The organism is Thermophilibacter sp., from assembly GCF_966187215.1.
In genome coordinates this window covers 1-11,371 of record NZ_CBIFYV010000059.1, presented here as the reverse complement: position 1 = coordinate 11,371, position 11,371 = coordinate 1, and the positions used below count along the sequence as shown (strand labels likewise).

General features: G+C 72.2%; 10 protein-coding genes. All 10 read left to right on the top strand.

What is annotated here, in order from left to right; all coding sequences use genetic code 11:
* The first annotated feature begins 132 nt into the window (after positions 1-132).
* Entirely contained in the window at positions 133-921 is a 789-nt protein-coding gene (gene tatC / locus ACWTSU_RS05240; protein WP_455138827.1) for a twin-arginine translocase subunit TatC, read from the top strand.
* 20 nt (positions 922-941) lie between these two features.
* The gene (locus ACWTSU_RS05235) at positions 942-3,449 is read left to right on the top strand and encodes a DNA topoisomerase I (RefSeq protein WP_455138826.1); all 2,508 of its coding nucleotides are present in this window, start codon (positions 942-944) and stop codon (positions 3,447-3,449) included.
* A 236-nt stretch (positions 3,450-3,685) separates the two neighbouring features.
* Positions 3,686-4,327 (top strand): flavodoxin family protein, encoded by a 642-nt coding sequence (locus tag ACWTSU_RS05230; RefSeq protein ID WP_455138825.1) that lies wholly within the window; start codon positions 3,686-3,688, stop codon positions 4,325-4,327.
* Between the two features lie 333 nt (positions 4,328-4,660).
* On the top strand, positions 4,661-5,284 hold the full coding sequence (gene tmk, locus ACWTSU_RS05225; protein ID WP_455138824.1) for a dTMP kinase: 624 nt from the start codon (positions 4,661-4,663) through the stop codon (positions 5,282-5,284).
* Positions 5,281-6,438 carry a DNA polymerase III subunit gene (locus tag ACWTSU_RS05220; RefSeq protein WP_455138823.1) on the top strand — a complete coding sequence of 386 codons (1,158 nt, stop codon included), beginning with the start codon at positions 5,281-5,283 and terminating at the stop codon, positions 6,436-6,438. Before tmk ends, ACWTSU_RS05220 begins: the two co-directional genes overlap by 4 nt.
* Positions 6,417-7,931 carry a PSP1 domain-containing protein gene (locus tag ACWTSU_RS05215; protein ID WP_455138822.1) on the top strand — a complete coding sequence of 505 codons (1,515 nt, stop codon included), beginning with the start codon at positions 6,417-6,419 and terminating at the stop codon, positions 7,929-7,931. The genes ACWTSU_RS05220 and ACWTSU_RS05215 overlap by 22 nt, the downstream gene beginning before the upstream one ends.
* 25 nt (positions 7,932-7,956) lie before the next feature.
* Positions 7,957-8,742 carry a hypothetical protein gene (locus ACWTSU_RS05210; RefSeq protein WP_455138821.1) on the top strand — a complete coding sequence of 262 codons (786 nt, stop codon included), beginning with the start codon at positions 7,957-7,959 and terminating at the stop codon, positions 8,740-8,742.
* 28 nt (positions 8,743-8,770) lie between these two features.
* Positions 8,771-9,193 carry a 6-pyruvoyl trahydropterin synthase family protein gene (locus ACWTSU_RS05205; protein WP_455138820.1) on the top strand — a complete coding sequence of 141 codons (423 nt, stop codon included), beginning with the start codon at positions 8,771-8,773 and terminating at the stop codon, positions 9,191-9,193.
* 382 nt (positions 9,194-9,575) lie between these two features.
* Positions 9,576-10,619, top strand: a complete 1,044-nt coding sequence (locus ACWTSU_RS05200; RefSeq protein ID WP_455138819.1) for a glycoside hydrolase family 5 protein — start codon at positions 9,576-9,578, stop codon at positions 10,617-10,619.
* Positions 10,619-11,371, top strand: a 753-nt coding sequence (gene rsmI / locus ACWTSU_RS05195; protein ID WP_455138818.1) for a 16S rRNA (cytidine(1402)-2'-O)-methyltransferase, incomplete at its 3' end; no start/stop codon positions are given. The genes ACWTSU_RS05200 and rsmI, both read left to right, overlap by 1 nt.

The following is an 11,371-nucleotide window of genomic DNA, read 5'->3' as shown; positions in this document are numbered from 1 at the left end:
GAGCCGGCGGGGACGGTGCCGTCGCGACTCACGAAGTGAGCGACGAGCGCAGCGAGGAGCGCGGAGCGAACGGGGCCGTCCCCGCCGGCTCCGCCAACGGCGCCCCCACCGACGAGAAGGAGGCCGAGTAACATGCCGATCGGTCCCGCACGCATGCCCCTCATGGATCACCTGGGGGAGCTCCGCCGCCGCCTCACGATCATCGTGGTCGCCGTCGTCGTCTGCGCCGTGGTGGTCTACTTCGCCACGCCCACCCTCATCGAGCTGATGATCGACCAGATCGAGGAGGCCATGCGCGGCGGCCAGCTCTACGTCTTCACCGCGCTCGGCGGCTTCACGATCCGCTTCAAGGTCGCCCTGTTCTTCTCGGTGATCATCTGCAGCCCGATCATCATCTGGGAGGTCCTCGCGTTCTTCCTGCCAGCGCTCAAGCCCAAGGAGCGCAGGTGGGTCGTGCCCACCGTGGCTGCGATGGTGGCCCTGTTCTTCCTCGGCATGATCTTCTGCTTCTTCGTGATTCAGCCGGCGGCCTTCGGCTGGCTGCTCGACCAGACCGTCGAGTTCGCGCAGAACATGGCCGACGCCGAGGACTACCTCAACATCTACATGCTGCTCGAGATCGGCTTCGGCCTGGCCTTCCAGCTGCCTCTGCTGATCTTCTACCTGTCGATCCTGCACCTCGTGCCGTACAAGACCTTCCGCTCGCAGTGGCGCATCGTCTACGTGGCGTTCATGGTGCTGTCGGCCGTGGTCACGCCCGACGCCTCGCCCGTCACCATGCTGCTGATGTTCGCCGTGCTGATCCTCCTGTACGAGATCGCGCTCGCGGTGGCGCGCTTCGTGATCGTGGCGCGCGACGGCAAGGAGGCGCTCAAGTGGACGCGCGACGACTACGACCAGCGCGAGTTCGACAAGCTCTAGACGCGTAGGGAGGCGAGCGCTTGAGGCTCATCGTCACCGAGAAGAACGACGCCGCGCAGCAGATCGCGCGGCTCCTGTCCGACGGCGGAAGGCCGAAGGCGGACAAGGTCTACAACACGCCGGTCTACCGGTTCACCTGGGACGGGGAGGACTGCGTGACCATTGGTCTGCGCGGCCACATCCTCAAGGTTGACTTCCCCGTGCGGCTGAGCTTCGACGACAAGAACGGCTGGCAGGGGGTCACCGCCGACGGCGAGCTTCTCCCCGCCGACGTGCCCGACGGCCTGGAGCGCCCGCCGTACAAGTCCAAGCGCAAGCCCTACCTCGCCGACGGCATCGACCTCAAGGGCTGGAAGATCGCCAGCCTGCCGTACCTGGTGTGGGCGCCCATCGAGAAGCTCCCCGCCGAGAAGGAGATCATCCGCGCGCTCAAGAACCTCGCCAAGAAGGCCGACAGCGTCGTCATCGGCACCGACTTCGACCGCGAGGGCGAGCTCATCGGCTCCGATGCGCTGCGGCAGGTTCGCGAGGTCGCGCCCGACGTGCCGGTCTCCCGCGCTCGCTACTCGGCGTTCACTCGCGCCGAGATCGACCACGCCTTCGGCAACCTCGTGGAGCTCGACCAGGACCTCGCCGACGCCGGCGAGTCCCGCCAGTATATCGACCTCATCTGGGGCGCCGTACTCACGCGCTACCTCACGGCGGCGCGCTGGAGCGGCCTGGGCACCGTGCGCTCGGCCGGCCGCGTGCAGACCCCGACGCTGGCGCTCGTCGTCGAGCGCGAGCGCGAGCGCATGGCCTTCAAGCCGGAGGACTACTGGGTCATCCAGGGGCAGGCCGAGAAGCCTGGCGACGCCGCCGGCCCGTTCCGTGTGACGCACGCCACCGCGCGCTTCTGGGACCAGCAGGCGGCGCGGACCGCGTTCGGCCATGTGGACGGCGCCTCCGAGGGCCGCGTGACGGCTGTGGAGCGCAAGCGCCGCACCCAGCGCCCGCCCGCGCCGTTCAACACCACGTCGCTGCAGGCCGCGGCCGCCGCCGAGGGTCTCTCGCCGGCGCGCACGATGCGCCTGGCCGAGAGCCTCTACATGGACGGTCTCATCTCCTACCCGCGCGTGGACAACACCGTCTACCCCAAGTCGCTCGACCTGCGCGACTGCGTGCGCACGCTCTCGACGGTGCCCGCCTACGGCAAGGTGTGCCACGACCTTCTCGCCGCCGAGAAGCTCACGGCCACGCGCGGCAAGCAGGAGACCACCGACCACCCGCCGATCTACCCCACGGCCGCCGCCAGCCCCGACAAGCTGGAGCCCGCGGCGTGGAAGCTCTACAACCTCATCGCGCGGCGCTTCCTGGCCACGCTCATGGGGCCCGCCACGATCGAGGGCACCAAGGTCACGATCGACGTGGCCGGCGAGCCGTTCACGGTCTCCGGCAGCGTGCTCGTCGACGCCGGCTTCCGCGAGGCGTACCCCTACGGCCTCAAGAAGGACGACCAGCTCCCCGCGCTCGCCGAGGGCGACGTGGTGAGCGTCTCCGACATGGAGCTTCTTGCCAAGCAGACCGAGCCGCCGGCGCGCTACAGCCAGGGCAGGCTCATCCAGGAGATGGAGAAGCGCGGGCTGGGCACCAAGTCCACGCGCGCGAGCATCATCGACACGCTCTACCAGCGCCGCTACTTCAAGAACGACCCGATCGAGCCCAGCCAGCTGGGCATGGCCATCATCGACGCGCTGCACACCTACGCGCCGCGCATCACCTCGGCCGACATGACCGCCGAGCTCGAGGAGGACATGACGCACGTGGCCGAGGGCGCCAGCACCCAGGACCAGGTGGTCAACCACTCCCGCGCGCTGCTCGCCGGTCTGATGGACGCGCTCGTGGAGCACACCGACGACCTCTCGGAGGCCATCGCGGACGCCGTGACGGCCGACGCCAAGGTGGGCGTCTGCCCCAAGTGCGGCAAGGACCTCGTGGTCAAGAGCTCCGCCAAGACGCGCGGCAGCTTCGTGGGGTGCATGGGCTGGCCGGACTGCGACGTCACCTACCCGCTGCCGCAGGGCAAGATCTCGGCGCTCGAGGGCGAGGCCGCGGTGTGCCCGGAGTGCGGCGCCCCGCGCGTGAAGGTGCAGCCGTTCCGCAGCCGCGCGTACGAGACGTGCGTGAACCCGGCGTGCCCCACCAACCGCGAGCCCGACGTGGACGTGGGCGCGTGCCCCGCGTGCGCCGAGGCCGGGCGCGAGGGGCGGCTGGTGGCGCACAAGTCCGAGAAGAGCGGCAAGCGCTTCATCCGCTGCACCAACTACGACGAGTGCGGGACCTCCTACCCGCTGCCGGCGCGCGGGAAGCTCGAGGCCACCGGGGAGACCTGTCCGGACTGCGGCGCGCCGATGGTCGTGGTGACCACCGCGCGCGGGCCGTGGAAGCTCTGCCCCAACATGGAGTGCCCGGGTCGCGAGAAGCGCGAGGCCGCGAGGGCCGCGCGCGGACGCGGCGGCAGGCGGGCCGCGGGCCGGAAGAGGTCCTAGCGGCGCGTTCTTCTCGCCACGCGGGGCGGGTGCTCAAGAATGCGCGGAAGTCGGTGGATTTTGCCCCGACTTGTTGAGAGATGGGCGGAAGTCTGTTGCTGCGGCCACAGACTTCCGCCGTTTTGTGAGCAGGCGAGAAGAACCCGCCGACGTCTCGCCTGCTTCGGTCGCGGCTACGCGCGGCTGCGCGCGGGTAGAATAGGTGACGCAACGTCAGCAAGGGGAGAGGAGCCCACATGAAGGTTCTGCTGGTCAACGGAAGTCCGCACGAGCACGGCTGCACCAGGCGGGCGCTCGACGAGGTCGCGCGCACGCTCGGCGAGGGCGGCGTCGAGACAGAGGTCGTCTGGATCGGCGCGCGTCCGGTGGGCGGCTGCACGGCGTGCGGGGCCTGCGCCAAGTTGGGGCGCTGCGCGTTCGGCGAGAAGGACGGCGTCAACGCGTTTCTCGAGAAGGCCGCGGACGTCGACGGCTTCGTCTTCGGCGCGCCGGTGCACTACGGCCGCGCGGGTGCCTCGCTCCTGGGCTTCATGGACCGCGCGTTCTACGCCAACGGGAGCGCCGGGAGGCCCGACGTCTTCGCGCACAAGCCGGCCGCGGCGGTGACGTCGGCGCGGCGCGCGGGCACCACCTCGGCGCTCACCGACATCGAGAAGTACTTCACGATCTCGCAGATGCCCATCGTGAGCAGCCGCTACTGGAACATGGTGCACGGCCGCGAGGCCGCCGACGTCGAGCAGGACGAGGAGGGCCTGTGGACCATGCGCCAGCTCGGGCGCAACATGGCGTGGCTGCTGCGCTGCATCGAGGCCGGGCGCGCCGCGGGCGTGGGTCTGCCCGAGCAGGAGGACGGCACCTGGACCAACTTCGTGCGGTAGGCGCGGCGCGGCCCCGGATCGTTGGATACGGGGCCGCGAGTCTCATGTGCCTGACACTCAAATTCCTCTTGGCGTGTCAAACAACCCGCAAAAAATGATTTCATAATCATATATTCGCAGGAAAGAAATTCGAGTTTGTCAGATTTTGCGGGTTAATCGGGCGGCGAGAGGAACGCGGCGAGAGGAACGCGGCGAGAGGACACGCGGAGAGAGGGGCGTCGCGCGGCGAGAGGGACGCGCGGTGAGAAACGACACGCACACGACGCGCGCGTCCGTGCCCCGCGGCCCGGCTGCGGTACCATAAGGGAACGGTCAGGCGGCACGGGGAGGGACATGCGCGGCATCTTCATCACGCTCGAGGGGGCCGACGGCTGCGGCAAGAGCACGCAGGCCGGCCCGCTGGCCGACGCGCTCGCCGCGGGCGGCCGCGAGGTCGTGCGCCTGCGCGAGCCCGGCGGCACGCCGATCTCCGAGAAGGTCCGCGCGCTCCTGCTCGACCCCGCCAACGCCGGCATGGCCGCCGAGTGCGAGCTGATGCTCTACGAGGCCAGCCGCGCCCAGCTCGTGCGCGAGGTCATCGAGCCGGCGCTGGCGCGCGGCGCCGCGGTGCTGTGCGACCGCTTCTACGACTCCACCTACGCCTACCAGGCCGGCGGCCGCGGCCTCCCCGACGAGCTCGTCCGCCGCGCCAACGCGCTCGGCTCCTGCGGGCTGGCGCCCGACCGCACGCTCGTGCTCGACCTCGACCCCGAGCTCGCCTACGCGCGCGCCACCGCCGGTGGCGCCGACCGCATGGAGGCCGAGGGCCTGGCCTTCCAGCGGCGCGTGCGCGACGCCTACCTGCGCCTGGCCGCCGAGGAGCCCGACCGCGTGCGCGTGGTCGACGCGTCCGGCGAGAGGGACGAGGTCGCGGTCCGCCTGCGCGCGGCCGTCGCCGACCTGGGGGCGACGCGATGAGCGCGTCCGCGCCAGCATCCGCGCCCGTCCCGCGCGCCCTCGTTGCTCTCGCCGACCAGCCGCGCGTGCGCGACTTTCTCGCCAACGCGCTCGCCGAGGGACGGCTCAGCCACGCCTACCTCTTCGAGGGGGCGCCGGGCTCGGGCAAGCACGAGGCCGCGCAGGCCCTCGCGCAGTGCGTGGTCTGCCCGTCCGGCGGCGACGCCACCTGCGACGAGTGCCGTCGCGTGGCGCACCGCACCCACCCCGACGTCCACTGGCTCGCGCCCGCCAGCGCCACCGGCTACCTCGTGGACCAGGTGCGCGAGCTCATCGCCGACGCGGCGCTCGCGCCCATGCGCGCGCCGTCCAAGGTCTACGTGCTCGAGCGCGCCGAGCTCTTGCGCGGCGCTCCCGCCAACGCCCTGCTCAAGACCCTCGAGGAGCCGCCCGAGGGCGTGCTGTTCATCCTGTGCGCCCGCACCACGGCCTCGATGCTGCCCACCATCGTCTCGCGCTGCCAGCGCGTGCCGTTCCGCGTGACGTCGGCGAGCGCCGGCGTTGACGCGGTGCGCCGGGCCTGCGTGGCCACCGAGGCCGAGGCCCGCGTGGCGCTCGCCGTGGCGGGCACGCCGGGACGCGCGGTTGAGTACCTGTCCAGCCCCGCGCGGCGCCAGGTACGGCGCCTGGTGGTGGACGCGCTCGACGCGCTCGGGCGCGACGATTCCTGGGACGTCCTTCTCGCCGCGCGCCAGATCGTGGACGCCGTGGCCGTGCCGCTCGCCGACGTGCGCCAGGCCCAGGAGGACGCGCTCAAAGAGACCCAGGACTTCCTCACCTCGGCCGCGCTCAAGCAGGTGGCCGACGCCAACAAGCGCGAGCTCACCGCCCGGGAGCGTTCGGGTATGATGGAGGCTCTGGCCGCCGCCGAGTCCGTCCTGCGCGACGTGCTCACGCGCGTGGAGGGCGCCGGCGCGCCGCTCGTCAACGAGGACGCGACCGCGGTGGTCGACCGCCTGGCCGCTCGCTGCGACGCCCGCGCGCCCCTCGCGGCCCTGGCCGCCGTCTCGCGCGCCGCCGACGACCTCGCCCACAACGTTTCGCCCCAGCTGACCCTCGAGGTCATGCTGCTCAGCGTCAAGGAGGCGCTCGCATGCCCACCATCATCCCGGTGAAGTTCACCTACGCGGCCCGCGACCTGTGGTTCGACCAGGCCGAGACCGGCGCCCAGGAGGGCGACCACGTCATCTGCGCCACCGAGCGCGGCCACGAGATAGGCCTCGCCACGGCCGACGCCCGCGAGGTCAGCGCCGACGAGCTCTCTGGCCTCATCGGCCACGCGCAGCTGCGCGAGGTGCTGCGCATCGCCGACGACGCCGACCTCGACCGCGCCGAGGAGCTCGCCGAGCGCGGCGAGCGCGCGCTGCCCGTGTTCCGCCGGCTCGTCTCCGAGTCCGGCCTGGACATGAAGCCGGTGGGCGTGGAGTACCTCTTCGACGCCGAGAAGGCCGTCTGCTACTTCGCCGCCGAGGAGCGCGTGGACTTCCGCCAGCTCGTGCGCGACCTCTCGCGCGAGCTGCACGTGCGCATCGACATGCGCCAGATCGGCGTGCGCGAGGAGGCCGCCATCGTGGGCGGCTACGGCCACTGCGGCCAGGAGCTGTGCTGCCGGCGCTTCGCCACCGGCTTCGACCCGGTCTCGATCCGCATGGCCAAGGAGCAGGACCTGCCCCTCAACTCCACCAAGATCTCCGGCGCGTGCGGGCGGCTCATGTGCTGCCTGCGCTACGAGTTCGAGGCCTACCGCGACTTCAAGAGCCGCGCGCCCAAGCGCAACGCGGTGATCGACACGCCGCTCGGCAAGGGCAAGATCGTGGAGTACGACACGCCCAAGGAGCAGATCTGCCTGCGGCTCGAGAACGGCAAGCAGATTCGCGTGGCGCTCGCCGACATGACGGCCTCCGAGGCCGCGCACAAGAAGAGCGAGGAGCTCGGCTGCCCGTGCCGCCCCGACACCGTGACGCGCGAGGTGCTCGACCGCCTGGAGTCCCCGGACGTGCAGATGGCCCTCGCCGAGCTGGACCGCAAGAACGGCGTGCTGCCGGCCGAGATGCCGGATGCCTCGGACATCTTCGTGGAGCCCAAGCGCCGGCGTCGCCGCTCCTCGGGCGGCGAGAAGGGCGAGCGGGCCGCGGGCGGGTCTACCGCGTCCGCTGACGCGTCGTCGCGCCGGCGTCGCAAGCGCCGTCCCGGCGACGGCGGCGGTGCCGCGGCGGGCGCGCCGCAGCAGGCCGAGGGTCAGCCGCAGGCGCACCGCCGGCGCCACCACCAGGCGGGCGAGGGTTCCGGCGAGGGAGGCGCCGCACAGCAGCAGGGCGCGCGCCGCACGCGCCGTCCCGGCGACCGCGGCGGCCAGGGCGCGCAGGGCGAGAAGGGCGTGCAGCCGCGGGGCATGCAGCCGTCGCGCCGTCGTCGCTCCGGCACCCAGCAGCAGGGCCAGGGCGGCGCGCAGGCCCCGGCCCCGCAGAGCCGCGCCGGCGGCGACGGCCAGCAGCCGGGCGGCGAGGGCGCGCCCAAGCGGCGGCGCCGTCATCGTGGCGGCCGCGGCCGCGGCGGCCAGGGCGGCAGCGGCTCCGGCAGCGGTGCGCCCGCCGGCGGCTCCGAGTAGCGGCATCAGAGACGAGGGGCATCCAATGAGTGCGAAGAGCGCGGACGTGAGACGAAGGGCCTCCATCATCGTGATCGCGGTGTCCTGCGCGGTCATTCTCGGCTCCGGAGTCACGGCCGCCGTGCTGCTCGGCAGCAGGCAGGCGGCGGAGCCCGCGAGTGCGTCCCAGGACGACGCGCCGGCTGGCTCCGAAGCTGCCCCGGACGCGGACGCGACCGACGACGCCGCCACCGCCGACGACGGGACGGATGCCGACGACGACGCCTCCGCCAAGACGTCCGAGCCCGCCGCGCCGCAGGTCACCACCTACACGCTGCCGGCGCTCACGGGACCCACGTCCGGCTCGGACGGAATGGTCGAGCCCGGGGCGGAGGTCGGCCACGTGCCGGCGCTCGCCGTCGACCTCCCCGAGGGCTGGACGGTCCAGAACGAGAGCGTCAACACCGGCAGCCCCAGCGCCTCGCCCTACGCCTCGGTCGACTTCGTGGACGCCGAGACGGGCGCCGCGCTGACGCTCTCGTCCAGGGTGGGCGCCAACGGCGGCGCGACATCGGGCGAGGAGAGCGTGGAGGTCCTGGGGCAGACCGGCATCGACGGCGTTGAGGTCGTCCGCGTCAGCGGCGGCGGGTCGGGCTGGAGCTACCAGCGCCTGTGCCTCAGAGATGCCAGCAACCCCATGGGCGAGTACGTGTACCTTGACGGCGGGTCCATCCAGCTGCAGCTCTCCAACCCGAGCGTGCCGCCCGACCCCTCGAGCGAGCTCTACCAGCAGATGGTTGCCATCATGTGCAGCCTTCGGGTGGCCGAGTAGCCGCGCGAGCCCATCCGAGAGGAGCCCCATGTTCGGACTGAAGACCGAGTGGCACTTCGACTCCGCGCACTTCCTGGCCGACTACCACGGCAAGTGCGAGAACCTCCACGGCCACCGCTGGCGCGTGGTGGCCTACCTCCGCACGGACGCGCTGGGCGCGGCCGGCACCGAGCGCGACATGGTGATGGACTTCGGCGCCTTCAAGCGCGCGGTCCGTGAGGAGTGCGACGCGCTCGACCACACCTTCCTTGTGGAGGAGGGCACGCTCGCGCCCGCCACCGTGGCGGCGCTCGAGGGCGAGGGCTTCTCGCTCACCGTGCTGCCGTTCCGCACCACGGCCGAGAACCTCGCGCGCCACCTCTGCGGGCGCCTCCGCGACCGCGGCCTGCCCTGCGCGCAGGTGGACGTCTACGAGACGCCGCTCAACTGCGCGACCTACGTGGCCGAGTAGGGCCGCGGGCTCGTTGGCGCGCCCCGTTGGCCCGCGCCTCCCGACGACTATGTACACCGTTGCCGACTATGTACACCCCGTGCGCGGGCACCCGCTACAGCGCCGCAGGTGGGAGAGGGTGCCGAGAAGGGCTCTCCGCAGTCGTGGTGTACATAGTCGGAGCCGGTGTACATAGTCGTCGCGCCGGAGCCCTCTAGAGTGGTCCTCCACCCGGCCAAGAGCCTCGTTCACGCCCGCCGCCGAACCCCGCGGCCCCTCTTGCCGCCCGCCGCCGCGTACCACCGTCCGCGATGTTGTAGTTCCTGTGGAGAAATGTGTCCGGGGTCCTCGCTATACTGGCTCAAGGGGGAGTTCTGCACGCACGAGGGAGCGGGGGTGTCGCATGGGCCAGTCGCTGCACGGGGTCAACCTGACGGGTTGGCTGACGCTGGAGTCGTGGGTGACGCCGGAGCTCTTTGCCGAGGCGGGCGCGCTCGACGAGGAGGCGCTCGCCACGTCGCTCGGGAGGCGCCGCTACGTGGACTACGTGCGGCACCACCGGGCGGAGTTCATCACGCGCGACGACTTCGCCCGCATCGCGGCGCGCGGCTTCAACGCCGTCCGCCTGCCGGTGCCGTGGTACGTCTACGGCGAGGACGGCCCCGAGCCCGGTCCCTACGTGGGCTGCATCGAGTGCGTCGACCAGGCGCTGGACTGGGCCGAGGAGATCGGCCTCAAGGTGATATTCGCGCTGGCGCTCAACCTCGGCGGGCCGCACTCCGGCAACGGACAGGCGCCCGACCTGGCCGACTGCCACGTCCCGCGCGACCACATGCTCGACGTGGTCTTCGCCCTCTGCCGCCGCTACGCCTCGCGCGTGGGGTTCTTCGGCCTGGAGCTGGCCGACGACGTGCGCGTCCAGGTCCGCCGCGGCCTCGCGCTCACCGACGGCGTGGCCCAGCACCGCCTGCGCAACTACTACCGCGAGGCCTACGAGCTGGTGCGCAGCGCCGCCGGGGACGACGTGGTGGTCATCATGCCGGACGGCGGGGTCGACGGCGGCTGGCGCCGCTTCATGGCGCAGCGCCACTACCGCAACGTCTGGCTCGACCGGCACCTGGACCGCGTGGCGCCCGGCCGCCTGGACGTCTCGGGGCCGTCCGGCGTGCGCCGCCTGGTGGCGGAGCACGAGCGGGACATCCGCGCGGCAGAGCGTGCCGGCATGCCGGTGATGGTGGGCAAGTGGTCCTCCTCGCTGCCGATCTCGGACGCGCAGATGACGCCGGAGGGGCGCATCGCGCTCGAGCGCGTCTACACCTCCGAGCAGATCCGCACCTACGAGCGGTGCCCGGCGTGGTTCTTCAACACCTGGAAGACCTCCGGCATGCTCGCCGGCTGGGACGCGCGCGTGGCGCTGGCCACCTTCGAGCGCGGGATGATCGTCTGATGGGGGAGGCCTCGGTCGCCGCGGCGCCGGACGCGGCGGGCCTGCTCTCCGTGGTGGGCACGCCGATCGGCAACCTCGAGGACGTCTCGCCGCGCGTGCGGCGCGTGCTGTCCGAGGCTGACGTGGTGCTCTGCGAGGACACGCGCGTCACGGGCCGGCTGATGAGCGCCCTCGGCCTGCGCGCGCGCCTCGAGCGCTGCGACGAGAACGTCATGGCCGAGAAGGTCCCGGCGGTGCTGGCGCGCCTGGCGGCCGGCGCGCGCGTGGCGTACGTGTCCGACGCCGGGATGCCCGGCTTGTCGGACCCGGGCCAGCGGCTCGTGGACGCCGCGCTCGACGCCGGCGCGCGCGTGGAGGTGGTGCCGGGGCCGAGCGCCGTGACCTGCGCGCTCGTGGCGTCGGGACTCGCGAGCGAGCACTTCTTCTTCGAGGGATTCCTGCCCCGGAAGCGCGGCGCCCAGCGCGCGCGGCTCGAGGAGCTGGCGGCGGTGCCCGGCACGCTCGTGGCCTACGAGAGCCCGCGGCGCGTGGCCGAGACGCTCGCCAACGTGGCCGCGGTCATGCCGGGCCGGCGCGCTGCGCTCGTGCGCGAGCTTACCAAGGTACACGAGGAGGTCGTGCGCGGCGAGGTCGCCGAGCTCGCGGCCGAGGTCGCGGCACGCGGCGAGGTGCGCGGCGAGTGCGTGATCGTGGTCGCCGCACCGGACGCCGCCGAGCTCGAGCGGCGCCGCGTCGCCGCCGCGGGACCGTCC